The organism is Brucella daejeonensis (assembly GCF_014199265.1).
Lineage (GTDB): Bacteria > Pseudomonadota > Alphaproteobacteria > Rhizobiales > Rhizobiaceae > Brucella > Brucella daejeonensis.
Map to the genome: position 1 here is coordinate 1 of NZ_JACIJG010000024.1, position 24518 is coordinate 24518.

Here is a 24518-nt window from a genome sequence, read left to right on the forward strand (position 1 = left end):
ATGTGACTACTTCGGGTTCAATCGAGAAATTCCCGTTGAAGGAGATTCCCAAGGGCGCTTAGAGTGTCATTTCGCCCCCAGCCGGAACCGACCCCCAACAGCCTGTTCTCCCGCCGCCAGCCCCGCCAAGATCGCCCAAATAATCAGGAACGGAGAGCCGCGTTGCGGCTCTTGCTTGTTTGTCTCGAGGGGGAGAGATCGGCCGCCGGTCTCTCCCCCGCAACAGGCAAAACCGGTTTCCCCGTCCTTCCGCGGGCGAGCTCGCCGGCGTTGCCGGCGAACTCCCCCTTGTGCAGGACCAGGTGCGCGGATTTGCGCGTCCCGCGCGGATCCTCGCAACCTGTCCCTTCGGGCGGGTGATCCCCCTCCGGTTTTGCCTGTTGCCCCCCTCTCTCCGGTCGGATCGCCGACTGCTCGGGAGCAGGAGCCGGGCTCCTGCCCCTCACCGGGACAGGAAGACCGCTTCGCGGATCAGGAGAGAAAACACCATGGCGAAACTCAGCAAAGCACAGCGCAAGGCCCATGCCGAGGCAGAGGCGATCCTGACAAAGGACCGCCTGACCGAGGACGAAAAGGATTTTGTTTTCCAGAACTGGCATGAGGGCGCAAACTTCGAGACCGGCGCGGCTGGCGCATTCTTCACGCCGTGGGACTTGGCAGCAGATTTCCAGATCGATACGCGCAGCGGGCGCGTGATCGACCTTTGCGCAGGCATCGGCATGTTGAGCTATTTCATCCATCATCGCAGCCTGTGGGGCGGCGGTAGGGGAGCCGATATCACATGCGTTGAGATCAACCCCCGTTATGTGGAGATCGGGCGCAAACTCTTGCCGGAGGCCCGTTGGATCAATGCCGATGTCTTCGACTGGCGCGAGCTTGATCTAGGCCGGTATGATTGCGCCATAGGGAACCCGCCGTTCGGGAGGGTGAAGCGGCAGGGGAATGGCCCGCGTTATCGCGGTCAGGACTTCGAGCTTCACGTTATCGATATCGCTTCTGAGCTTGCCGACTATGGCGCTTTCATCGTGCCGCAGCAGTCCGCCAGCTTTCGCTATTCCGGAACGCAGCTTTACCAACGTCTTGAGAAGGGGCGCGGCGTCGATTTCGAGCGTCAGACCGGCCTTGAAATGGTGGGCGGCGCAGGTATCGACACGGCTTTTTATCAAGACAAATGGAAGGACGTTGCCCCCCTTTGCGAGATCGTTTGCATTGAATTTGCCGAATGCCGCGAACGCATGAAGGCCGAACGTGACCGGATCGCCGCCCGACCCATGCCGCAAATAATGCGGCAGGCCGAGCAACTGGCCTTGCTGTGAGGGGAGGGCGGGCAATGTCGAAAATCAGCATCAGCCTTTTGGAAGGCTATCACATCACCGCAACCGACAAACGCCATATCGCGGCGATTGTCGAACGAGGTTGGCGCGAGGGCGTAACCCGTCAGCGCCGATACAAGATCACAGAGAAAACCGGCGATATTGTCCGCCTTGTGATCGAGCGGAGCGAAAGGGACATGCAAGGACGGCCCATGATCCGACGCAGCAAGGTTGTCGTCAGGATCGGGGGAGGGCAGGGGCATGCGTGAGCCGCAAAGCATCACAGTTTTCGATACCCCCTCAAATCTAGGGGGAAGTTTCACCGTCTCGATTACGAGCGAGATCGACGCGGAAACGGTCAAGGTGCGCGTCTGGTACGGGCGCGCAACGCCTAGCGGTTGGGAGTCTTGGAAGGATTGGGACGGATACACGTTCCAGACCCGCCGCGATCTTCTCACCAATCGGCGCGTCATGCGCTTGCGCAAGCCATGAGCGAGGAACCCACAATGAGCAGCATCACGATTTTTCAGGCGATGGAGTTTTTCGGGACAGGCGATCCATTCTTCGGCGGAAACGCCGCCGATTGGTGCCTGTACCATCAAGAAGACGGCGGACTTACCTTTGTCGCCAGCCACGAGGCGCAGCGCCGCGAGCTGGTCAAAGCCTATTTCCCGACCGAAATCGAGGCTCAGGAGGCGGGAGCCGCCGCCAGTGGGCGCAAGGGCCGCGTGTCAGCGTTGCCCGTTACCGCCCGCGCCGAGGTCCCGACCGGTCAAATTCGTTGGCTTGTCGGAAACCGCCATGTTGGAACTGATGATAACGAGCTTTCCGCCGAGTTTCGGAGCAGGGCAGAAGGGGCAGGCGCAGCCGATCCCGATATAATCGCACAGATCGTCGCCTATGCGCTTGCGTGTCACCGGGCCAATCAGGCCCTTTGCATCGCGCTTCGGCTCTGAGAGAGCGATTATGAGCGGTATGGGACATAATGGCGGGCCATCGCTCGATAGCGAGCGGCCCGCAATCGACGGGAAATGCCGCTTGTGTCGGCATTGGTGCGCGCCGTCTGAGTCCTGGGAGAGCAAATATCGGCTCTTCAAGATGACCGGGAAAGGGCGACGGGTGAAGCGGCCGAGCGGGACATGCGACCGCGTGTTGATAGGCGGAAAGGTTTCCTTCTCAGCAACGAACGGCGATTATCGATGCGGAAATTTCGAGGCGAAACCACAGGAAGCGCCAAAGCGTGGCGGTGCTTTCGTGACGATCTGGAAAGGAAATCGCATCATCTGGCAAGGGCCGGAGGAAGATCAACCGCCAGAGCAACTAGACTTGTTACCGGCCTAAAATCAGGAGTTGAGGAAAAACATGAGCCGCTATTCTATTGAACTGGATAATAAAGGGCGCACCGACAACGAAGCCGTTATCGGCTATGACAAACCCTTGCGGACATTCTTCCTGCATGGGTTCATTCCCGAGGATTCGGACCTGGAAGAGCCGGAAGTCTGGCTTGGAGCCTTCCTTGAGGAATTTCCCACGCTGGAATCTCTTGTTGAGGAAGCCCACAGGCAGGGTTGCGAGATTCGCGGCCTGAAGCATTCGGCCATCGTATCGATGCTCGAAGAGGCAGGGCAGAAATCCGATCCGAGTGTAGGCGAGCGGTTGGGATTGATCAGATAGGCCACCCATGCCGGCCAAGCCACCGAAAAGGCTTGACTTTTCTGTAAAATCTGTCTATTACAGAATTTCCAGAAAACGAGGGAATGAAGGCTAAACCATGAATGACAGAACAATTTCCTCTGTCGAGTTCGTTCGGCACTTCGGGCGCTATCACGATGAGGCCATGCGTGAGCCGATCGTTCTGACCAAACATGGTCGCGCTTCCGTGGTTGTCATGCCGGTGGAGCTATATGAGCGGATGACAAAGGGCACGGAAGATCCTCGAAAGGTCTACCGGACGAGCGAGACCCCGCCCGAGTTGGCCGACATGCTCTTGTCGGAACTGGATAAGCGCCTCGCGCATGTATCGGACGAGCCGCAGGATGACTAAGCAGTTCGACGATGGCGAGATCGTGGAGTATGAATATCTGTGGGAGTGGCAGGCGCAGAAAGGTCGCACGAACGCAGAAAAAGGGCGGCCCGTCTGCTTGGCAATGGTCGTTAAGGACAGCAAGCAGGGTATCACGCATCTGATCATCTTGCCTATATCCTCGACCCAACCGCGTCCCGATCAGGATGCGTTAGTAATCCCTGCGCTGGAATTGCGCCGGGCCGGTTTGGCGGATTTCAAGGCTGGCTGGATTACGGTCAGCGAGTACAATTATGATGTTCTGGAAAGATCGTTTTACTTCGATCCGAACCAGAAGCCGCGAGGCCGGTTCAGCGGCCCGTTCATGGATCAGATTTTGATACGTTTCCGCCGCTATTTGCGAGAAAAGTGCGGACGCATTGACAGGACAAAGTGATGAGCAAGGCCGGATCACGGATTTTGCAAGGAGCAAAGGAGGCGCTCGCTTTTGCGAAAGGCGAGGCCGATGTGACCGACTTCCACATACTGTGCAACGATCAAGAGGACATCATGGCTCTTGCCCTCAAGCAGAAGACCCCGGCCATCACCGCCGAGGAAATGGAGCGCCGTCGCAAGATGGTTCGCAGCGCATTTCGTTCTAACGCTATGGAAGGTCTTCGCCCGAATCCGGCATGCCAGCCGGTATTTGACGCGTTCATTGCTGGCGAGATCGAGCTTGACGAGATGATGCCGCGCGTTAAGTCCATTCTCGGCATCCAGTAGGCATGTCGTTTACGCTCGCCGACGGCGAGACCCTTCGAAACAAGATAGGGGCCGAGACACACGAGGCGCTAGAAGCGGCCGAGCACCCGGTTCTTGCGATCCGGCTTCTCGAACTGCGAAGCGGTCTCGGCCCAAAACCCACTTTCGATACGGCCCATCTTCAGGCGCTTCATAAGCACTTGTTTCAGGACGTGTTCGAATGGGCGGGCGAGCTGCGCCATCATCCATTCACTTTCGCTGACGGTACGCAGGCCTCAATGCCTGCCATGCACAAGATTGGCGGTAAGGATTTCGCGATCGGCAACGAGATCGACAGAGGCTTGAATAGCCTCATGTCGGATCTCGAATCCCGCAACTTCTTGCGTGGCCTTGATCGCGAAACCTTCGCAACGGAAGCGGCCGACGCCTTCGCCCGGATGAATTCCATCCATCCTTTTCGCGAAGGCAACGGCCGGACTCAGCGTGAATTCTTCGCGGCCCTTGCCGAAAGGGCAGGGCATCCGCTCGAATTCGGCGTGATTTCCGACGAACGCATGACGTTCGTCTCAGTCGCCGCCCATGAACGCGGCGACCTGGCGCCCATGCGTCGCATGTTCGCGGAAATCACCGACCCCGATCGCGTGAACGCGCTCGAGGTCGCGCAGCAGGCTATTGAGCGCTTCCGCCCTGTGCAGGCCCCGCACGTCACGGCATGGGACGGTATATATATGGCGACGACCGAACCGGGGCAGGATTATCGCGGCGTCTTCAGCGGTGCGGCCGGTCGCAACTTCATGATGCAGAGGGATGATGGCGCGATCATCATAGGCAACGTGGTCGATCTGCCGGAGCCGCGCCCGGAATCAGGCGCGCGGCTCTCCTTCACCGCTTCCGATCCTCGCCAACTCCAACCCGCGTATGAGCAGGCACAAGCGCCGCTCATTGCCGCCGTTACCGATTGGCCGCGAAGCATCGATGAGACCGTGGCGGAGAGGATTTCGGCCCGGCCGACCATGCAGGCCGCGAACAGCCGCCTTGAGACGGCGGTTTCGGCAGTCTGGCAAGATCCGCAAGCGGTCCTTGCCGAATTGCGCAACCGCATCGAGGTTGAACGCCGTCCCGTTTCCGAATTTGCGCAGGAAATGCGAACCAATCCGGAGGCTTTCGGCTCGCTCCACGGCAACCGCAGCCTTTTCGGCCGCGATGACGCGGCCCGCGAAAAGGCGCTTGCTGCCGTTCCGCTCGCCGTCGCTGCGCTCCATGATTACGGGCAGGTACGTGGCTCCCTGGCCGTGGACCTTCGTCGCGACGAAGAGCGCTTTCGCACTCTTATGCGCGAGCCGGTCAACGATCTGTCACCCGCTGCCCGCGAGCTGGTCGGCCGGATTGAAAAGACACCCGCCCACGAGCTGGGCGCGGTGCTCGGACAGGGCGACCATAAGCAAGCCTTGACCGAATTGCGCGGCTTTATCGCCAACATTCGTGACCGCTTTGGCGCTCCCGGTTCGCTGGAGCTCGACCGGGACCGCCTTTCGCGTGCGATTCCGAATGCTTCGCCGGAACGACTTGAGGCGTTCACGGCGGGCTTTTCGCGCGCGCAGTTCATCGTCTCACGCGCCGAATCCTTCGAGCAGGCGAACACCCTGCAGGTGGCACAAGGCCACCAGCAGGGCCATGAAAGAGGCAAGACCTTCGAGATGTAGCAGATACGGTTGATGCTTTATGCGGCAGTTTGCTAAGTATCGCTATTCCCGTCAGCTATAACGAGGTTGCCGCATATGAAATTCGCTTACATCGCCTTTGCCATGGTCGGCCTTGCAGGCTGCACAACCGCCCAAAAAAATCCTTATGACCTGACCGCAGTTTGCCTCACTGACGAAGGAAAACCAGTCTCCAAAGGTATGACCTACAAGGGCAAGACATGCGGTCAGTCGGACATGCCGATCGCTGACGGCAAGCCTACTCCGCTTGTCTGGCGATAAAAGGGAGGGGAGGGGACATGAGGACCGGCCTTATCATCGCAGCCACCATCACGGCGCTGACCGCTTCGACGGCGATCGCGCAGACCTTCGAGACCGTCGATAGGAGCCCCGCCGGCGACCGCTTCGAGAAATCGGTCAATTTCGATATTCTCGGTATTCACCCCGGCGATACGATAGAGGACGTAAAGACGAAGCTGAAGGCCGAATTTCCGGACGGTCGTGAGCCGGAAGAAACCCGGCTGAAGGGATCGGTATCAACGCCTGAAGGCGCACGCGCCGAGATTGAGTTCGTCAACGAGATCGCTTCTGGAACTAGTGACGGAAAGAATCAGGTCTACGTGAATTTTGCTTCCGAGGTCTACGATAACAGAGCGCTTTCGATTCGTCGTATCGTGGGATTTGAGACCTTTACGACCGCAGACGTTTTCCGAAAGCAAGTTGCCGAGAAATACGGTCAGCCTTCTATTGTCGAAGATGAAGGCGGATTCCTCAAGCTATACTATCTCTACGCGAATGGCCGCTTGGTCTCGGATACCGAAGCTCCCAAAACCAAGGAAAATTGCAATCGCGTCAACGAAGGAAGCCTTTGCGATTTTGTAGAAGTCCAGCGGTCATCCGATAATCGAAACATTGAGATCGCGCAGAAGCCATGCGCAGCATTCTTTCACAGTCAATGGCAGTACTTAGGGAAATATCAGGTTGGGGAGCGAAATTCTGTTATTAAGGATGACCGGTGCGACGGGATCATGGTCGTCAGCATGAGCACATTCCAGCCCGAACTAAACTCGGCAGAATTCACCCTTGTCGATGTCAAGCGGGCCTATGGTCATCAGACCGCCCTGGACGCCGCGATCGAGGCAAAGCTGAAACAGGGTGTCGATATGGACAAGGTTGCCAAGCCGCGTCTTTGATCTAATTGCACAGGCGCTATAATAGCATGATTGCACCGCCACCTGCATCTGACGCTCCAATTGACGTCGATCACGCATTGAACTTTGCTTTTTTTACAGGCGCGGTGTTAGCCGTGCTTTTGACGCTGAGCGCTGTTATATGCATCCAATGGCTTCGACGGCTCACGCGATGGATTTGGTGGCTCTATACACCGCAAGGACGGCGCTCCACCGCGAAACACGAAGCCGGTCACGCCCTTGTTGCATCAGTTCTCGGTGCGGAAATTGTGGGCGTATCTGTTTATCGCAGGGCAGTTGATGGCGACCTAGGATTGTCCGTTCATAGAAATCCAGTGATTGCTGCAGATACGCTTGAGGATGTTTGGCAAATGTTGGTCAGAGAAATAGCCGTCTGTTTGGCCGGGGGAATGGCAGAGCGGAAATGGTCAAACATTGATGCTGTAGCTTACTCAATGGGAGCGTCTAAGGATTTGGCGAAAGTGCAGGCCATGGCCTCACTCGCGAGATTCATTACACACCGCCCTGATCCAGAGAGCGAGATTAAGAAGGCCTTATACGACGACATTCAGACGCCAAACTGGCAAAGAGCGATAAATGATCTGGCAAGCGCGCTTTTGAGGTCAAACGGAGCAGGTGTTACCTCTCCTGTGGTTGCTATGGTCGTGGATCAATACATGTTGCAGCTACCTATGGTAAGATCGCTCGCGGAAGCCCGAAATACCACAAACGATCCCAGGAACACCGTCATCCCCTGACGATCACCGGCGCTCCGATCGGCACGCGCTCATATAGATCGATCACATCACGGTCAAACATGCGAATGCATCCACTCGATACGGATTTGCCGATCGAACTTGGATCATTCGTGCCGTGAATGCGATAAAGCGTGTCCCGACCGCCCTGGAACAGATAGAGCGCGCGAGCGCCAAGAGGATTCGCCGCACCCCCTTGCACACCGCCCGCTAGTCGGCCCTTGCCGTCAGGATCGGCGGCAATCATGTTCGCCGTCGGCGTCCACTTAGGCCATTCTTCCTTGCGGCCGACTGTCGCCCGCCCGCTGAAACTGTGGCCTGCTTTCCCGACGCCGACCGGATAGGTGAGGGCTTTGCCGCCGCCCTGTATCAACAGCAGTTCATACCGTGATGGCTCGACAATGATCGTTCCGGCCGGCTCGCTTGTTTCATAGTCCACTGTCTGTCCGCCTCGGTTCGAAGGTGCTGGCCGATCCAATCCAACCCGCTCCGTTTCCGAGGAAGCACAGCCAGTCAGCATCGAGCCGGCTGCGAGCAAGAATATCCGTCTGTTGAATTTCATAGGTTACGACCATCAATCCGGCTGAGCCGGTCAACGATTCGCGACAGCTCGTAAGGTTTCTCAAAAAAATCGGCTCCTTCCGGCAGTTCACCGTTCGGTCGAACCCGGCCGGAAGTCACGATCACTGTTATATCCGGCCAGGTCTCACGGACAACCGCCGCCAGATCGAGACCGTTGATAGATCCTGGCATCTCGATATCCGTGAAGACTGCCCGAATATCATCGCGGCAGTTCAGAAGCTCTAATGCCTGTTCGCCATCCGCTGCTTCGCAGACCGTGAATCCCGCCTCCGCTAGATAGCTGGCCGCATCGAGACGTATTAGCGGTTCATCTTCGACAACCAATACCTTCGGGCAAACCTGCCCTTCAACACCGTTCCCCTGCAATCCTCCCACTCCCACCTTCATAGCGATTCTGCTTAACTAAGCAAAATAGGAAAGGTTCCGGCGTTGGCTAGTCTTTCAGTTCGAACACTTCGGAATTATCGGCAGGTTCTCGTAACCCTTTGAATGAGGCGTGGCGTAGCTTCGGCTCGCGCGTCCACCCGCGATATTCGATTTCCGCGAAAAAGCGTGGTTCTGCAAACACCGCATTCTTTCGCTTCAGAGCCACAGGGGGCGTTCCGGCAGGAATCCTGTCCAGCATGGCTTTCAGATCGCGTGCGGACTTGTGCGTGAAGCCGGTACCGACGCCACCCACATAGACCAGCTCCGCACCCTTACGAGCTGCAAGCAGCAGACGGGCGACCGCGCCGCGCATTGCTTCTGACGGCTCGTAGCCGACGATCGCAAATGTGTCGCTCTGCACGCATTTGATCTTTTGCCATTCGCCATGACGGCCGGAACGATACGGACGATCGAGGCGCTTCGCGATAATTCCCTCAAGGCCGAGTTCGCAAGCGCGCTCGAGGAGCTGGTTTCCGTCCGCGTCTATCGATTCAGAGTACCGTATTATGCCCTGACGGCCATTCAGTGCCTTTTCGAGCATCTGCCGCCGCTCGGACAGGGGATCGCGCGTAAGATCGCGGCCGTCGAGATAGAGAAGATCGAAGGCGAAGAATATTGCCTCGCGGGCAAAACGCTTGCCGCCCCGTCCGCCGAGGGCTTGCTGCAGCAATCCGAAATCTGATCGGCCTTGTTCATCCAGAACCACGGCCTCGCCGTCAAGGATCATTGTATCGTGGCCGAGTTGCTGCGCATCGTCGGCAATGTGTGTGAATCTTGGCGTCCAGTCGTGCCCCCCTCGGGTCAGCACTCGGACGCCATCAGGTTCGACATGGACCGCAAGGCGGTAGCCATCCCATTTGATTTCAAATGACCAGTCCGCCGCTGCCGGTGGCTTGGGAACAAGCAGCGCAAGGCATGGCTCGATGCGCCGGGGCATCGGGTCGCTGACCTTCATTCGCTTTCTCATATCGCTCAAGCGCTTCGCCATGTCGCCCTAACGCTCGAAGAAGCGATTTGTCTCAAAGAGATGATAGCGGAGCTTGCTGCGCAAGCGTGTTGATTACGCTCTGGGGGAAAGACCGTGCGGCTGTCTCTCCCCCGCAATGGCGAAAGCCGGTCTCCCCATCCTTCCGCGGGCGAGCTCGCCGGCGATGCCGGCAGACTCGCCCTTGTGCAGGACCAGGTGCGCGGATTTTGCGCGGGTCCGCGCGGATCCTCGCCACCTGGCCCTTCGGGTGGGTGATCCCCCTCCGGTTTTCACCATTGCCCCCCTCTCTCGCCGGTCGGATCGCCGACTGCTCGGGAGCAGGAGCGGGGCTCCTGCCCCTTGCGGGACAGGAAGACCGCTTCGCGGGAAAAGGGAAATAGGAGATAACATCATGACCGATACCAACAACATCACAGTGCCGCTCAACAAGCTCGACCACGACCCCCGGAACGTGCGCCAGACCTACGAGGCGGCAGAAATCGCGGAAATGGCCGCTTCAATAAAGGCGCGTAATTTTCGGCTGATCCATAACCTTGTCATTCGTCCGGGCGAAAAGAAGGGCCGCTATTTCGTCACCGCTGGCGGTTTGCGTCTGGCTGGCCTCAATCTGCTTGCAGAGCAGGGCGAAATCGGAAAGACCCATGGCGTCGATTGCGGCCTGTGGGATGGCGACGACGCGACCGAAATCAGCCTTGCTGAAAATTTCGTCCGCAAGGGAATGCACCCTGCCGACGAGTTCATGGCCTTTAAGACTTTGGCCGAAGAGGGAAAAAGCCCCGCCGAAATCGCAGTACGTTTCGGGACCACGGAGCTAAACGTGAAGCGCCGCATGGCGCTGGCACGCGTGTCGCCGGTCCTGTTCGATCTCTTCCGCAATGGTGAGATGAGCTATGACGAGCTTGCAGCCTTCACCATCACGGATGACCACGAACGGCAGGAGCAGGTTTGGAATAGCCTCGCCAGTTACAACCGTTATGCCCACACCATCAAGCGCATGCTCGCTTCCGAGGAAATCCCGGCTTCCGACAAGCGTATCCGTTTCATTGGCGGCTTGGATGCCATTGAAGCGGCTGGCGGGACCGTTCGCCGCGATCTGTTCGACGGTGAGAGCGGCGGCTATGCCACCGATTCCGGCCTAGTCGAAAGGCTGGTGCTCGAAAAGCTTGAAACCGAAGCCGAAGGCGTCAAGGCTGAGGGCTGGAAATGGGTTGAAGTCCATTCCGCACAGCCGGACGACATTTACAGCATGAGCCGCGTCTATCCGGAGCCTGTAGATATCAGCGCAGAAGATCAGGAGCGGCTTGATCAGCTTGCCGAGGAATATGACAGCCTTGCCGAATTGATCGAGGCAGGAGACGCCGACGAGGACGCCGAACCGAAGCTTGAAGCCATCGAAAAGGAAATGGACAGCCTCAAGGACCGGCAGGAAGCCTATAAGGCGGAGGATTTGGCGCGCGCCGGGGCGATCGTTTGCCTCGACTACTACGGGCGGGCGACCGTGCATCGTGGCCTTGTCAACGATGAGGATGAACAGCAGGAGCAGGAGGAAGGCCAGCACAGCGGCCAGAATGAGGGTAGCAGCGAAAGCGAGGCGGCGCCGATCAAGCTGACCCATACGGCGGCATTGGTCGAGGACCTGACAGCGCAGAAGACCGCTGCCCTTCGCGTAGAACTGGCCGACAATCCCGATATAGCCCTCGCAGCCGTGGTTCATGCCCTGCTTTTGAGCGCGGTCTATCGCTATGCGAGTGAACACACCGCCTTGGAAATCAAGCTGACCTATCAGCCCTTGGAAGGGTCAATGAAGCAGCCCGAAAACAGCAAGGCCGGGATTGCGTTTCAGGAGTTGAAGGAACGCTATGGCGATCATATCCCCGGCAATCCCGCCGATCTATGGGAATGGTGCCTTGATCAGCCTCGCGACCAGTTGCTGGTCTTGCTGGCGTTCGCCGCCTCTCATAGCCTCAATGCCGTGGAAGCGAAATTTCATGGACGCGACAAGGCTCTTGCTCATGCCAACGAAATAGGCCGCGCCCTCAATGTCGATATGCGCAACTGGTTTGAACCGACCGGCGATGCCTATCTTTCCCACCTCAACAAAAAGAGCATCGAGGCTGTGGTTGCCGAGGTGAAAGGGGAAGAAGCCGCGACGGCTATCCGAGCAGCAGGCAAGAAGGCCGAGGCCGTTGCCATTGGCGAGCGGATGGTTGCAAACACCGGCTGGCTTCCCGAACCGGTTCGCATTCCCATGACCGAGGTCGAAGCCGAGCAACAGTTCCCCGAAGCGGCTGAATAAGCCGTTAGCTGGTCGCGCTCCTCTCCGGCGCGGCCAGCTCCCCCAAAAAACCCATTAGCGCCCGGCCAGGTATCGAACCTGCCCGGGCGCTTGGCGTTCCGCCAGTTTTCTCATGCCCCTTGTTCGATCCGCGCCGCCGGAGGCGGATCGAACTTCCTCGCCAGCGGGCGAGGGGCGATGCCCCTCGTCCCGATGCTTTCAGCACCGCGCCGGCGCGCAGGCTTGTGCAAGGGCGGCCTTCAGGCCGGGACCGGAGCCACGCGCAGCGGGCAATGCCCGCGAGCATGGCGAGGACCCACCACTTGCACAAGCCGAGCACTGGTGCATTCAATAACGGCACCACTCCATAGGATCGTGATATCCGCCGTAATAGGTTCGCCCGTGTCCGCTCTTGACCATCAGCGCCGCGACGTCTTCGCCGTCGGCGGTCCGGACAGTCACAAGCACGCGCCCATAGCGGTCATTGCCCCGGCGCTGAAACGTCAGCCCCGGTCTTTGCATAAGCTCCTGGAGCCGCACTGTGGCAGCGTCTGCCATGTTCCGCTCTTTGGCGCAGCGCGCGCCATCGCCAGCTTCAGGAGCGTTCACGCCCTGAAGACGGTATTTGACCCGATCCATCCAGAAAGTATCGCCGTCCACTATGCAGGTGATACGCTTGCCGCGACCGCAAATCGGCCAGTTCGTATCGGCGGCTTGCGCCGACATTTCGCCCGAGGGGAGGGCGAACAGGAGGGGTATAATCAACAGCAGTCGCGGCAATCTCATTCCGAGCTTCCTCTTTGCATTTTCGCTTTATAAAGCAGAATCAACTTTATGCCGCGCATGCAAGGGGGAAGATCGACGCGGCTGCGATAAGCAGCCAAAGGCGGGCGGCGCTGAGCGCCGCCCGCTTCCGCGTCAGTCCCAAGGAATGACCGCCATCAGGGTGTCGTCGTCCTGTCCCGGATAGCGGCCGAGGTTCGCATTCAGCTTCGCGAAACCGGTGTTGACCGAAAGAGTGTAGTATTCGCCGCCTCGCTGGTTCTTCTTCTTCCAGATGCCGCCAACTTCGATCCGGCGATTGCGCGGAGACTTGCCGTAAAGACGGTAGACCGGAGCCGCCGGGTTTTCGCTGTGGACCGGCTCGCCGGTCACGTCGATATCAAAGGTGATCGTGGCGATGTTACCTGCGACCTTGTCGCCGTCGATCTTGATGTAATTCACGAGGTCAGTCATCGGTATTACTCCTCTTTTCGGTTGCCGATGCGGAAACACCGGAGCGAACACGGGACATGCGTCACCCGTTAGGGCCGCAACATCGTGGAGGACGCCGAAAGGCTGGCGAATTTGCTTCGCGAGGAAGCGCCGCAGGCGCGGGGAAATTCGTCAGCGCAGGCGTTGGCGCAGGGCCGTTCGGTCCTAGATTCCGCTCGTCAGGCAAACCGAATGGAGCGGAGTAATTAACGTCATGACGGATCGCGGTACGTACATCACGAACGGCGACCCTTGGAAAGCATAAGTTGTATTGCCGCATCAACTTTGAATATGACCATCCGCAGCCTCATGACAATTAGAAAAAAGCAGGGGCGTCTATTGGGCGTCTGCCTTACGGCACCGCCGCTCTATTCGCCGGTTCTGGCGCACCGGCTCACCGAACCAGTCAGGCCGCGCGCCTGCCTACACAACGGCCAGTACCGTCACGCAAGCGTGCCGATCCCGGCCTGTTCCGGACAGGGCGCGCGGCCAGCCTGTTTCGGCCCATTCGGGTAACGATCGGACTGACGCGGAATATGGTCGCTGGCCAAGGCCGCCGAAGCCATTGGGTGCGGCGCGATCGCGCCGCAGGTCCCGATCCCACGCGCTGCGCGCAGCCTCGAAGAAGAAGGGCAGTTTCACCGCATGAGGCCGTCGGGCCAGCGCAATAATGTTCCAATCCTGCCGCGTTGAAACCGGCTACGGCCGGTGGCTTGGAGGGAACAATGTGCTTCATGCCCCGCTCCTGTGAGCTGCGTTATTCATTGCTGCGTAGACTACCACCCGGCCAGGGGCCAGCAACCTTGTCAGCCAAGAATTTTCCCCGCGCCTTCGGCGCTCCTCGCGCAACAAAATTCATGTCCGCCAAGGTGCTCCGCTGCGCTGCGCCCCTCCGGGTGCAAGCCCCTGTCCGGGCGTTCGCGTAACTCCGCAATAACGCAGATCACAGGAGCTACCACCATGAAGAATTTTATCCAATATCTCCAAGCCACCGGCCGCAGCCTCCGCACTTTCCTCGCGAAGATCGTCAGTAACTTCTTCCGCCGGGGCAGTATCGCCCTGAAAATCGCGGTGAAACTGCCCTTCTTCTTCGAGGCAGACCTGACGGTCAAAACCGAGTGGGATCGGGACCAGCACCGCTAACGCGGTGCAGCCAAGGCCGCTTCGGCGGCCTTGGCCTTTTCCCGGCCTTCGGCCTCGACGATGCGAGCCGCTTAGCGGCTCACGCTGTTAATTAGAGGGGGAGAGATCGGCCGCCGGTCTCTCCCCCGCAACAGGCAAAACCGGTTTCCCCGTCCTTCCGCGGGCGAGCTCGCCGGCGTTGCCGGCGAACTCCCCCTTGTGCAGGACCAGGTGCGCGGATTTGCGCGTCCCGCGCGGATCCTCGCAACCTGTCCCTTCGGGCGGGTGATCCCCCTCCGGTTTTGCCTGTTGCCCCCCTCTCTCCGGTCGGATCGCCGACTGCTCGGGAGCAGGAGCCGGGCTCCTGCCCCTCACCGGGACAGGAAGACCGCTTCGCGGATCAGGAGAGAAAACACCATGCGCAAACAGTCCAAAAGCAGCAGCACACAGCCCCGCGCTGACGTTTACGAGCGGATCACCAACCGGATTATTGAACAGCTTGAGCAGGGTACTCGCCCATGGATGCAGCCATGGGGCGCTTGCGGAACGCCGGTCCGCCCGTTGCGGCATAATGGCGTTCCCTATCGCGGTATCAATACCGTGCTTTTGTGGATGGAAGCCAGCGAGCGCGGCTATTCTTCGCCGTTTTGGATGACCTACAAGCAGGCGCAGGAGCTTGGCGGGCAAGTGCGCAAAGGCGAGAAATCGGCTCTTGTCGTCTATGCGAACGCCATCGAGCGCACGGAGACGACAGAAAGCGGCGAGGAAATCGAAAAGCGCATTCCTTTCATGAAAGGATATAGCGTTTTTTGCGCCGATCAGATCGATGACCTGCCAGAGCAGTATTACGCCAAGGCGACCGCGCCAGAAGGATCAGAGAGCAAGGAACGCATTCCGCAAGTGGATGCTTTTTTCGCCAACCTTGGCGCTGACATCCGCGAAGGTGGAAACAAGGCGTATTACCGGATCGATGCTGATTTTATCGGCATGCCGGTTTTTGACGCCTTTGTTTCGGCCGAGGCACATGCGACCACGCTTGGGCACGAATGCATCCACTGGACCCGCCACCCGTCGCGCCTTGCTCGGGATTTTGGCCGCAAAGAATGGGGCGATGAGGGATATTCGCGGGAAGAATTGTGTGCCGAACTTGGGAGCGTTTTTTTAGCCGCCGATCTTGGCCTTGCCATCGATCCCCGCGACGATCATGCCGCCTATATCGCGAGTTGGCTCAAGGTCCTGAACAACGACAAACGGGCGATTTTTCAGGCGGCATCCCATGCAGAGCGTGCCGTTACCTATCTGCATAGCCTTCAGCCTGACGCGGGCGAGATCACAGCCGAAGTTGACGAGATCGAGGAACGTCGCGCCGCTTGAGCGGCGCGGGAAAGGATGAGCCATGGGCACCATTGGAGAATTGGAACAACAGGCAGGCATAGGACCGGCGCGCGAGGAACGCGCCGCCTTCTGGATGCAATTCCGGCATCTCGAAGGGAGAGCCTGCCTTGAGGCCGGAGTTGCGGAACTGCACCGGATTATTGCGGAAAAGGCGGAGCTTGCTCGCCATGCCATGAAGGAGGACGGCCTATGACTGATTTGGAGACCCTGAATTCTTTCGTGCCGGGATGGAGCGAAATCCCGAACGGGATGATGACGAACCCACATGACGCAGGCGGCATTATCGATTGCACTTTCGTAACCGGCGAATGGTTTGTGATCTTCAATGATGATCGCCCTATGCGGGACGGTTTCGCCACGCGGAAAGATGCCATCGCAGCCTTTATCGAGGCTGCCCGTCCTCAAGTCCGATAGAGGCCGAAGGCTGACATGAAGAATTCATTTCAGTGGAAGCGCTGGAATCTTGGTTACACAAAGGAGGTCATGGACCGCGATCCTGACAGCCCTTTGACGCAGGCGCTTTTATCGTGCTGGCCGCCGCGTATCCAACGGGCGCTAGTGGCCCGGTTCAAATCGCGGGCACAGGAGTTTGTCCCGGATCGACCGGACCAAACCCCTCGAAAGAGGGGGGGGCAAGCCGCCCCTCTCTAACTCTCCCCCATGAGGGAAGGGCGGTCCCGCCCCTCCCTCAAACACCCTCCCATGGAAGGGGGTGAAGACCCCCTTCCAAACCATCCCCGGCCCACATGGACACGACGCCTGGTCGGCGCCGTGGTTCTCTTCTCTCTCTGACTGGCCCACGATACGCCCGGCCATCCGGCGTAAAGGACTTCGCGGTCTCCCCCAATTTTTCCGCCGCTTCGATTCTCTCCGCTCTGAAAAAATCGGTTCCCCCGCTCGCCGCATTGCGGCCGCTACGCGGTCCTTGACCCCTCTGGCCTACAGCGTGGGCTCCTTTCGTCAGTTCACGAAAGGAGATCATCATGACCAGAGTTTACGGCGGATGCGTTGAACCCGGTGGCTTCGACCTTGACAATGATCTGGAGGTCGTCGCTTGCCCCGAGTGCGCCGGGGAGGCTTTTGAACGCTATTGGGAAACCTGCGAAGGCGGTTCTATCAATCAAAACCATACGATCATCTGCACCGAATGCGACTACGCAGAGGGGGATCTTCCGGACAGCTATTTCGAGGGCCGTGAAGACAATTTCGATCCCGAAATTGACGCGTTGCTCAATGAGATGAACCTTTGAGCCATTCGCAGACAGGAGCCGGCATTCGCCGTCTCCTGTCTTTGTCTTATGGGGAGCCGCGCCGATCGGATCGACCGATCGCCACAGCTTATGAAAGAGGGGCACAGGCCCCCCTCTCAATCTCACCCCATGAGGGAAGGGCGGTACGCCCCTCCCTCAAACACCCTCCCATGGGAAGGAGGGACGGTTCCCTCCTCCTCCTTCCCAAACCCTTCCACCTCTCCCTGGCAGTGGGTAACGATGCGGGCAGATTCGCCAGTACCGAGAGAATCAGTCATTGATGATCAGTGCCGGAAGTGTTCGTAAAGCCGGCCACGATGATGCGATTGCGCTTGTGCGACAATGCGATCCCACAGGCTTTGGGTTTAGGAAAAACCCTTACGACGCAAGCGCTTGTCAAGTTGTGACCGGTTCGCTTGAAAGCTGTAGCTCGGAAAATTTCCCGAATCATTTTGCTTTATCAAGCAAATCGGTTAGCGTTTGCGGCTGACGCGATTGCGAGTCGTGTGATTTGGAACGAGGAGAAACCCTAACCCGGAAAAAGTAAACCCCGACGCAGCAAGCTACATCGGGGGGAAAGAATGATCTTAGAAGCGATTGCCGTCGCTCCGAGAGACCCATCTCAAAAACTCAAGTCTCAATCTAAGGCTCCTTTCCCTCACTGTCAATATCGAGCGCAGCTTTTGCGAACGGGTGAGCTTTGCCCGGATTTCAGAAAGGAATCCGATGCAGACCATCGCCAGTTTCAGAAGGGTGACGCCTGGCATTCTTGCCAGCGCTGCCCTTGCCATGAGGGAAGACAACCGCCCCGCGACCAAGGCGCAGGTTGCGAGCGCGCTAAAGAAATGCGCCGGTCGCCTTGGCATAAAAGGCTATCCCTACCAGATCCTCGACACGCTTCTTGCTATCTCCCCGGCAGAGGACTGGACAGAGGGCAAGCGTCCCGTCGTCGCCATATCAAATGCCCGTTTGGCCTATGATCTTGGCGTCTGCGAGAAAACCGTCACCCGCGCCATTCGTTCGCTCGTGGAGGCGGGCATTGTCGCTTATCGCGACAGCCCGACCGGTCGCCGCTATGTAAATCGGGAAGGCGGGGGCAGCTTCGGCCTTGATTTCTCGCCCGCCAGAGCGCGGCTCGCGGAACTCGAAGAACTGGCGAGCGCTCATGTCGATGAGTGGCGATCGATGCGCGAGACGACACGGCAAAGCCAAGGTGTCGCCCGGCAGATCGTCGATGCGCTCGAACAGCTTCGCCGTGATGGTCATGAGACGCAGGGTTTCGAGGAGAAGTTCAATGCGCTCGTAGTCGATTTTCACCAACAGAGGGCAAATCCTGACTACCTTGCGCAGCTCGTCGACCTCCTAAAGGACGCACTTGCACTGTATGAGCCGTCCGAGCAACCTTCGGGGTCATCGCCACAGAATGATGATTCTGCCGATCAAAGCCGTAAAGAGTCCCCCGCGCAGGACAATTCTGTCCCCCCATATACAACTACAACCCCCACGACATTAGTAAGAAGAGAACGGCATCGCGCTAACGCACGATCGATTCAGTTTAGTTCTGAGATCGGCTCCGCCGATCAATGGGCTCTCGAAAAAGAGCCTGTGCGAGCGGAACCGTCTGCGCAAGACCGGGAACGTAGTGATGATGATCCTGCAACCACCCTTGATCTGCTACGGCTAGCTTGCCGCCAGCTTCAGGCCGAATATGGCATCAGTTTCTCGTCCTGGCGCGATTTGGAGGGGCAGGCCGACACAATCCGGGCGCTCATACAAATACCGCGCGAAACATGGGTCGCGGGCGTACAGGTCGCCGGCCGGATGAACGCGGCCGCGGCGCTCGCGATCGTGGCTGAGAAGCTGGTGCGGTCCGCCGCGCTGAAGCCGGGCGCGGCCGAGATCGCGAAGCCGGCGCGCTACTTCCTGTCAATGCTGTACCGCTCGCCGAAGGGTGAATTGCACCTCGCGCCGACACTGCGGGCCTTGGCGAAATCTGCCATGAACTAGGGCGCTCGAATTGTTGAAGGCGAAAGGGAAGCCCCCGCCGAAGCAGGCCGGGGGGACGGCGCGAATACCGATGATGGTCATTGGCATCGAGGTCCTGCCGGCAAGATGTAGGGAGCTGTGCACGCTTTGCAAAGCGGCGCTGACAGTTTGAGGTGAAGGACCAAGCTACCGGCCTGGTTCATGTTCCAGATTGCCGACTGTCATTTCGATAGACGGGCGCGAAAGCTGTGTAGCGTAGCTGGCGGCACGGAGCAGGAAGTTTCGTGCGCGCGACGCCTAGGCCATTGATGTCAATGTCGTCGGGACGAACACTGTGAAGCCGTGCCGGTCAAAATGCCGGTTTCGGCTATGGAATGAAATGGGACGAGAGCAAAGACATAGCGATCAAATCCCTTTGCATGGCAGCGTTGTCGATCGAATAGGCCACTAGGACCGTCCGCCCGGCCAGCAACAGCATAACCGAACGATTTTCCCCGCGCCTGCGGCGCTTCCTCGCGAGTCAAAATCGCCCGCCAATGCCGTCCTCCGCTGCGCTGCGGCCCTTCGGGTGCAGCCCGGTCTTTGTGCGGTCCTTTCTCGTGTCCATCGACAACGCAAGCAAAGGAGATCGCGCAATGTCTGACCTCGTAAACTTCATCCAGATCGACGCCGAAACCGACACGCTGACCGGCAACCTCGCAACGCTGACCTTCGACATCGACATCACCGGCGAGCCGATTGAGAGCACGAACCCTCAGGCTCCGGTCTACCGGCTTTACGCGAAGTCCCCGCGCAACCGCCGGATCGAGATCGGCGGCATCTGGAAAAAGAAGAACCAGAGGGGCGGCGAATACTATACGCTCACCGTCAACACCGGCTTTGCAAAGCTGAACGCGAACCTGGGCCGCTATCCGGGGCAGGATGACGAAAGCCTGATGGCGGTCATCCCCTGGGATTGATCCACCCGGCCCCCGCTTCGGCGGGGGCTTCCCTTTCGCCTTCCCTGAGACGGAGAGTTCAATGACTGATTCCCAAACCCACCTGTTTCGTGTGGAGCTCGAACGCCCAAATGGCGCCCTGGATTGCTATCCGTGTGTATCGCTCGATACGCTGCCCGAGCTGATCGTTCCGCTCATCTCGAGCGCTGATGAACCCGCCGGCACCATTGTCCGCGTCTACGACTATCAACGCTGGACGCCCGACAGTGAAAGCGGGCTCATACGTGCCCTGTCTCTCCTCGAATAGGACTTGCCCCTTGTTCGATCCGCGCCGGAGGCGGATCGAACTTTCTCGCCAACGGGCGAGGGGCGATGCCCCTCGTCCCGATAGGTCAGGATGGCACCGAACCGCCCGATCCGGTCAAATTCGGTCGCTTGCGACCGAAACCGGAGCCACGCGCAGCGGCGAGCCCGCGAGCATGGCGAGGCTCTGCAATTTGACCGGATCGAGGATCGGTGCATTTCAACAAGGAAATAGTCGCCGGCGAAGCCGGCCTTCCATGCAGTAAGGGTTTTTCCAGCCCGGAGGGCCGAAGCCTGCTTTCGAGGGAAAGCAGGCGTAGCAGGCGGAGGCCTGAGCGCGCCCCCAATGGCGCCGTAGAGAAGGCCGGAGCCTGTGGGAAAACCCTGCGGCCGAAGGCCGCCGTAAAACGCTGTCCCAAAACTGGCGTTTTTGATATGTTGTTTTTGTTACGGGTTTTCTGACAGATTCGGGAGGTGATATGGCACACACTGACATTTGTCCCAAAAATGACCGTTTTTGGCACAGGGGGCTGAATGCTAATCGGCTACATGCGTGTATCGAAGGTGGACGGCTCGCAGAGTCTCGACCTGCAGCGAGATAGTCTCGTGCAAGCGGGAGTCGATCCGAACAACATCTATCAGGACCTGGCGTCGGGGAAACGCGACGATCGACCGGGCTTTGCGGCGTGCCTGAAAGCATTGCGGCGAGGGGATACGCTTGTCGTGTGGAAGCTCGACCGGCTCGGCCGCGATCTGCGCAACCTGGTGAACACGGTTCATGATCTTACAGCGCGAGACATCGGCGTGAAGGTCCTAACCGGACATGGCGCATCAATCGACACGACGACGCCGGCGGGCAAGATGGTTTTCGGGATCTTCGCCGCTCTGGCTGAGTATGAACGCGAACTGACAATAGAACGTACTGTGGCGGGCCTCTCTGCTGCGCGAGCGCGCGGGAGAGTAGGAGGGAGACCGCCGAAAATGACCAAGGCGAAGTTACGTTTGGCTATGGCTGCGATGAGCCAGCCGGGAACGAAGGTCGGGGAACTATGCCGAGAATTAGGCATTACCCGATCGACCCTTTATCGGCATGTCGGGCCAGACGGCACCTTGCGGACCGAGGGGAAAAAGCTCCTGCCAAGCTAGTCGTATTTGACATTGAAAATGTCGCAGGATTCATTGTGAAATGATTCTGCTGGATGGAGCAAAACATTGACTCCATTAAGGGAGATGATAACGGTTAGGACGTTCTCTTGTATAAAAGTACACCAATAAGCGCACCAAATAAAATCGAACGTGGGAACGACAGACTGGCGGAACAGATGAAGGGCATCTCAAAGGTAATAACGTTTGACGGCCCACCTGAACCAGAGAAAATAAAACCGGGTGAAGCCGGCGTGAATCTCTCTTGGTTGACAGAACTCGCGGATAACCCTCCTCCAAAAAACAGGCATTGGTCTAAGATGCTTCGGGAGTTGGTGTTAAATCCGCGAGCGGATGGGACAACTCCGACAAATGACGAGCTGGCGGCTAAACTCGAAGTCTTTCGAGATACAGTGATGCGCGCCAAAAAGCGTTGGCAAAAGATCGGCGTGATCTATCGCGTCAATTACAACGGCGTTTATGCTTACAATCCCAAAATGCTTGTCGCGAAAGACAAGGACGGGAATGTCATAAAGCACGTGTCGATTGATGTGCGGGCGGCGTCCGATATGGAGGCCTACCACTAGGACGACTAGCGGTACTTCTCAAAAAGATCGACCTGTTCGGGCTTGTCTCCGGCCGTCTCTGGATGTGCCGGAGCACTCGCATTTTCGCGTGCGGCCGCGGCCGCCGCTTTGAAGGCTTCTTCAAGCGGCAAGTCCTCTTGTTCGGTATCTTCGGTCGAAGGGAGCGCACCTCGTGGCGGCGGCGAGTTCTTACCAAGAACCGCCTTCACATAGACGTCGATATCGGCGTCACTGGTGAAGGTGCCGGTTGGTTTAAAGGTGTAGGTCCACTCGGCCGGAACGTTCGACGGGCGATGATCCTTTGCGTCTTCAGGGAAGGGGAATTTGACCTGATAGACGTTCTTGCCGATCCCGGTAACGAAGGCGGTCACACCTTTATCATCGACGCCCAATTCCGTGCTGAATTCCGATCGTTCGATAGGGCTGGCGCGATGCGTCTCCTTCAGCCATTTCGTCGTGCCATCGGTCATCATGTCCCGGCGATACTCATAGAATGTCGTCTCGCCCAGGTCACGTTCCATGCGTTCGGCTGTGGGGCCAAAGTTGATACGAGTTATGACCTTTGTGCCAACAGACGCAATGAGGACGTCAAGAACTTCCTGTCCGTAGTTTTTGGCGATCTGTGACAGGTCTTGCAGACCGAGAACGGCACAGACCCCCTTGGACCGACCGAGAGTAACGAAGCGCTCGAAATCCTGAATTTCAGGAAGCTGACCCCATTCGTCAAGGAAGAACCATATACGGCGCAGGTCATGGTCTGAAAGCAGGTTACTGTCCGTTACCGTAGAGACTGCGACCGCGTAAAGCGCGGAGATCCAGCCGTCAGACAGTTCGGCATATCGACCGGAGTGCTGGACAATGACAGTTCTCTGATCGGTCTTGTTGACCAGCCATTCACGCAACCGGAATCGCTGTCTTCCCTCATAGGTCGGCCATGCCGTCGCCAGCATTTCGAGCAGGCGCATATTCGTTTCGAGCTGTCCGAGAGTGGACATGACCTGCTTGTAATCGGCGGTCAAAAATATGTCGGCTCCGCGCTGATACTTGAGCATGATCCGGAGCAGTTTTTCCTGATCCTGACGCGTTTCATTGAGCAGATCGAGCCATGTCCATTCCTTCGGTTTTTCCGCCATCAGCTTGATAGCGCAGCCGGCGAGGACAGCGCGAGCGCTCTGCGTAAAAAACGGATGTCCGTCATCGGGAATGATACGTTGCGCCAATTCAACAGCGTCCTGTGACACGATCAAATCGGCCGCAATATCCCAAACCGCCGAACGGTCATCCTGTGGCGCCAGAAGAAGCGGAGGAACCTCTTTTCCGTCACGAACCGATGGAGGTGTTATGCGGGTATAGTCACCCTTCTCATCGAAGATGATAGCTTTGTCCCCGCGTTCGACAACGGAGCCGATCATGCGACGAAAAGTTACCGTCTTGCCACCCCCCGGAGCGCCAAGGATGAATGTGTGATTTGTCTCGCGAGGGAGCGTGTAATGCCATCCATTGAACATATGGATTCCGCGAGTCTTCGGATAGCGATTGTGCTTCTGCTCGTAACGAGCAGCACGCAACAAAGCGTCCATTCCCTCTACGACCATTCCCGAGATAATGATGCGTTGCCGAACCACGAGCCACTTCTGATAAATGAATACTCCGAGGAGGGCGAGAGCGACTATAAGAGGCGCAATAACGACTACCTGGTTGCGAATAGCTGAGCCGGCGAGGGGGCTTCCGATCGCTTCAAGATGGGATCGGCAAGCGCCCCATTTCCATATCGTCAGGCAATCCCATGCCTGCGAAAATGAGAGTTGGACGAAATGACCGTTCGCCGTAGGCCATGATGGGTTTACGAAACGGAAGTACCACAAGAGCGGCGTCATGACCGCCGCCACGATAGCAGTGATAACGAGAACTCCAACAGCAGGTTCAGGCGGTTTCCGTATCATTTCTCAAAAGCCTTCCTGCCTTTTTCGATCATCGCAATGCGAAGCTTCTCGTTATCCTTTTGCTCAAAAGCAGTCAGCAGCACACCGAGGATAAAGGCGGGGTTCTCACCACGAAGACCTGCCTTCACGACGAGCCCACCAAGCATGATTTTCTCATGCGCATCCTTTTGCCGATTTGCCGCCATCTTGTCTCGATACTCCCTTTGTCGCTTACCAAGCAGGAGCGCTAAGCGTCCCGCTTCACTCGGCTGGTGTTTGTTGAAATCGCTCGGCCACCTCTTTCAAAGCCTTGAGCAGATCGCGATCGGAGACTTCAACGTCAGCGAGGCCGGCTTTGACCGCTAGGCTTCCCAACCTTTCAGCTTCTTTTGCGCGCTCAGCGTCTAGCTGCTGCTGGAGACGTGCAATCTCGTATTGGATCTTCGATACCTTTGATGTGCGAGCCACGAATAACCTCCGTTGTTGCGCTGTACACTCGTCATTGATACCGCCAGTTGCTCTATACGGCAAGATTGAATTCCACTCGATAAGCTGTCGAGCAATAGCGAGACACAGAGAAAAACAAAGGGTTGGCGTAGCCAACGCATTGTCAGTCCCGTCCGGA

Annotated in this window: 31 protein-coding genes; 23 read left to right on the forward strand and 8 right to left on the reverse strand. The window is 58.1% G+C overall.

The window, feature by feature from the left end; all coding sequences use genetic code 11:
- The first annotated feature begins 488 nt into the window (after positions 1-488).
- From FHS76_RS19745 to FHS76_RS19800, 12 genes are all read left to right on the forward strand, one after another.
- Positions 489-1316 carry a class I SAM-dependent methyltransferase gene (locus FHS76_RS19745; RefSeq protein ID WP_183657097.1) on the forward strand — a complete coding sequence of 276 codons (828 nt, stop codon included), beginning with the start codon at positions 489-491 and terminating at the stop codon, positions 1314-1316.
- Between the two features lie 14 nt (positions 1317-1330).
- The gene (locus FHS76_RS19750) at positions 1331-1582 is read left to right on the forward strand and encodes a hypothetical protein (RefSeq protein WP_183657100.1); all 252 of its coding nucleotides are present in this window, start codon (positions 1331-1333) and stop codon (positions 1580-1582) included.
- Positions 1575-1805 carry a hypothetical protein gene (locus FHS76_RS19755; protein WP_183657102.1) on the forward strand — a complete coding sequence of 77 codons (231 nt, stop codon included), beginning with the start codon at positions 1575-1577 and terminating at the stop codon, positions 1803-1805. The genes FHS76_RS19750 and FHS76_RS19755 overlap by 8 nt, the downstream gene beginning before the upstream one ends.
- 14 nt (positions 1806-1819) lie before the next feature.
- On the forward strand, positions 1820-2269 hold the full coding sequence (locus FHS76_RS19760) for a hypothetical protein (RefSeq protein ID WP_235992787.1): 450 nt from the start codon (positions 1820-1822) through the stop codon (positions 2267-2269).
- 406 nt (positions 2270-2675) lie between these two features.
- The gene (locus tag FHS76_RS19765; RefSeq protein WP_183657105.1) at positions 2676-2987 is read left to right on the forward strand and encodes a hypothetical protein; all 312 of its coding nucleotides are present in this window, start codon (positions 2676-2678) and stop codon (positions 2985-2987) included.
- A gap of 97 nt (positions 2988-3084) precedes the next feature.
- Positions 3085-3357, forward strand: coding sequence for a type II toxin-antitoxin system Phd/YefM family antitoxin (locus FHS76_RS19770; protein WP_183657108.1), 273 nt, complete (start codon positions 3085-3087; stop codon positions 3355-3357).
- On the forward strand, positions 3329-3772 hold the full coding sequence (locus FHS76_RS19775) for a hypothetical protein (protein ID WP_235992789.1): 444 nt from the start codon (positions 3329-3331) through the stop codon (positions 3770-3772). Before FHS76_RS19770 ends, FHS76_RS19775 begins: the two co-directional genes overlap by 29 nt.
- Positions 3772-4098 carry an antitoxin VbhA family protein gene (locus tag FHS76_RS22645; RefSeq protein ID WP_235992790.1) on the forward strand — a complete coding sequence of 109 codons (327 nt, stop codon included), beginning with the start codon at positions 3772-3774 and terminating at the stop codon, positions 4096-4098. The genes FHS76_RS19775 and FHS76_RS22645 overlap by 1 nt, the downstream gene beginning before the upstream one ends.
- A 2-nt stretch (positions 4099-4100) precedes the next feature.
- Positions 4101-5780, forward strand: coding sequence for a Fic family protein (locus FHS76_RS19785; protein ID WP_183657125.1), 1680 nt, complete (start codon positions 4101-4103; stop codon positions 5778-5780).
- A gap of 75 nt (positions 5781-5855) precedes the next feature.
- Complete coding sequence (locus FHS76_RS19790; protein ID WP_113731766.1) at positions 5856-6059, forward strand: hypothetical protein; 204 nt, start codon at positions 5856-5858, stop codon at positions 6057-6059.
- A 17-nt stretch (positions 6060-6076) separates the two neighbouring features.
- The gene (locus FHS76_RS19795; protein ID WP_183657127.1) at positions 6077-6970 is read left to right on the forward strand and encodes a hypothetical protein; all 894 of its coding nucleotides are present in this window, start codon (positions 6077-6079) and stop codon (positions 6968-6970) included.
- Between the two features lie 26 nt (positions 6971-6996).
- Positions 6997-7725: a M41 family metallopeptidase gene (locus tag FHS76_RS19800; protein WP_183657129.1), complete on the forward strand. Its 729-nt coding sequence runs from the start codon at positions 6997-6999 to the stop codon at positions 7723-7725.
- Here the strand turns inward: FHS76_RS19800 and FHS76_RS19805 are convergent.
- The 3 genes from FHS76_RS19805 to ligD form a co-directional block, all read right to left on the reverse strand.
- The gene (locus tag FHS76_RS19805) at positions 7715-8161 is read right to left on the reverse strand and encodes a L,D-transpeptidase (protein WP_235913277.1); all 447 of its coding nucleotides are present in this window, start codon (positions 8159-8161) and stop codon (positions 7715-7717) included. The two genes, FHS76_RS19800 and FHS76_RS19805, sit on opposite strands and share 11 nt — an antisense overlap.
- A gap of 119 nt (positions 8162-8280) precedes the next feature.
- Complete coding sequence (locus FHS76_RS19810) at positions 8281-8691, reverse strand: response regulator (protein ID WP_183657131.1); 411 nt, start codon at positions 8689-8691, stop codon at positions 8281-8283.
- Positions 8692-8737: 46 nt separating this feature from the next.
- Positions 8738-9685 carry a non-homologous end-joining DNA ligase gene (gene ligD / locus FHS76_RS19815; RefSeq protein ID WP_235992792.1) on the reverse strand — a complete coding sequence of 316 codons (948 nt, stop codon included), beginning with the start codon at positions 9683-9685 and terminating at the stop codon, positions 8738-8740.
- 424 nt (positions 9686-10109) lie between these two features.
- Here ligD and FHS76_RS19820 point away from each other — a divergent pair, with 424 nt between their 5' ends.
- The gene (locus FHS76_RS19820) at positions 10110-12014 is read left to right on the forward strand and encodes a ParB/RepB/Spo0J family partition protein (protein WP_183657133.1); all 1905 of its coding nucleotides are present in this window, start codon (positions 10110-10112) and stop codon (positions 12012-12014) included.
- Positions 12015-12341: 327 nt separating this feature from the next.
- Here the strand turns inward: FHS76_RS19820 and FHS76_RS19825 are convergent, their stop codons facing one another.
- Entirely contained in the window at positions 12342-12779 is a 438-nt protein-coding gene (locus tag FHS76_RS19825; RefSeq protein ID WP_113731491.1) for a thermonuclease family protein, read from the reverse strand.
- A 132-nt stretch (positions 12780-12911) separates the two neighbouring features.
- Complete coding sequence (locus FHS76_RS19830) at positions 12912-13229, reverse strand: DUF736 domain-containing protein (RefSeq protein ID WP_100560273.1); 318 nt, start codon at positions 13227-13229, stop codon at positions 12912-12914.
- 978 nt (positions 13230-14207) lie between these two features.
- Here FHS76_RS19830 and FHS76_RS19835 point away from each other — a divergent pair.
- The 10 genes from FHS76_RS19835 (at position 14208) to FHS76_RS19880 (ending at position 21971) form a co-directional block, all read left to right on the forward strand.
- Positions 14208-14390, forward strand: a complete 183-nt coding sequence (locus FHS76_RS19835; RefSeq protein ID WP_100560277.1) for a hypothetical protein — start codon at positions 14208-14210, stop codon at positions 14388-14390.
- A 396-nt stretch (positions 14391-14786) separates the two neighbouring features.
- Positions 14787-15743: an ArdC family protein gene (locus tag FHS76_RS19840; protein WP_183657137.1), complete on the forward strand. Its 957-nt coding sequence runs from the start codon at positions 14787-14789 to the stop codon at positions 15741-15743.
- Between the two features lie 22 nt (positions 15744-15765).
- Positions 15766-15957 (forward strand): hypothetical protein, encoded by a 192-nt coding sequence (locus FHS76_RS19845; RefSeq protein ID WP_100560281.1) that lies wholly within the window; start codon positions 15766-15768, stop codon positions 15955-15957.
- Positions 15954-16178, forward strand: coding sequence for a hypothetical protein (locus FHS76_RS19850; RefSeq protein WP_100560283.1), 225 nt, complete (start codon positions 15954-15956; stop codon positions 16176-16178). The genes FHS76_RS19845 and FHS76_RS19850 overlap by 4 nt, the downstream gene beginning before the upstream one ends.
- Before the next feature lie 569 nt (positions 16179-16747).
- Complete coding sequence (locus FHS76_RS19855; protein WP_151591908.1) at positions 16748-17014, forward strand: hypothetical protein; 267 nt, start codon at positions 16748-16750, stop codon at positions 17012-17014.
- 726 nt (positions 17015-17740) lie between these two features.
- On the forward strand, positions 17741-19021 hold the full coding sequence (gene repC, locus FHS76_RS19860; RefSeq protein ID WP_100560285.1) for a plasmid replication protein RepC: 1281 nt from the start codon (positions 17741-17743) through the stop codon (positions 19019-19021).
- Positions 19022-19635: 614 nt separating this feature from the next.
- Positions 19636-19959, forward strand: a complete 324-nt coding sequence (locus FHS76_RS19865) for a DUF736 domain-containing protein (RefSeq protein WP_183657140.1) — start codon at positions 19636-19638, stop codon at positions 19957-19959.
- A 61-nt stretch (positions 19960-20020) separates the two neighbouring features.
- The gene (locus FHS76_RS19870) at positions 20021-20245 is read left to right on the forward strand and encodes a hypothetical protein (protein ID WP_100560287.1); all 225 of its coding nucleotides are present in this window, start codon (positions 20021-20023) and stop codon (positions 20243-20245) included.
- Between the two features lie 530 nt (positions 20246-20775).
- On the forward strand, positions 20776-21387 hold the full coding sequence (locus tag FHS76_RS19875; RefSeq protein ID WP_100560289.1) for a recombinase family protein: 612 nt from the start codon (positions 20776-20778) through the stop codon (positions 21385-21387).
- A gap of 107 nt (positions 21388-21494) precedes the next feature.
- Positions 21495-21971, forward strand: coding sequence for a hypothetical protein (locus FHS76_RS19880; protein ID WP_146617407.1), 477 nt, complete (start codon positions 21495-21497; stop codon positions 21969-21971).
- A 5-nt stretch (positions 21972-21976) separates the two neighbouring features.
- Here FHS76_RS19880 and FHS76_RS19885 read toward each other — a convergent pair whose 3' ends face one another.
- The 3 genes from FHS76_RS19885 to FHS76_RS19895 all read right to left on the reverse strand — a co-directional run bounded on the left by FHS76_RS19885 (position 21977) and on the right by FHS76_RS19895 (position 24361).
- Entirely contained in the window at positions 21977-23914 is a 1938-nt protein-coding gene (locus FHS76_RS19885) for a type IV secretion system DNA-binding domain-containing protein (RefSeq protein WP_100560293.1), read from the reverse strand.
- A complete protein-coding gene (locus tag FHS76_RS19890; RefSeq protein ID WP_407924993.1) occupies positions 23911-24060 on the reverse strand; it encodes a conjugal transfer protein TraD in 150 nt (49 codons plus the stop codon). The genes FHS76_RS19885 and FHS76_RS19890 overlap by 4 nt, the downstream gene beginning before the upstream one ends.
- A 94-nt stretch (positions 24061-24154) precedes the next feature.
- Positions 24155-24361, reverse strand: a complete 207-nt coding sequence (locus tag FHS76_RS19895; RefSeq protein ID WP_183657143.1) for a TraC family protein — start codon at positions 24359-24361, stop codon at positions 24155-24157.
- Between the last annotated feature and the right edge of the window lie 157 nt (positions 24362-24518).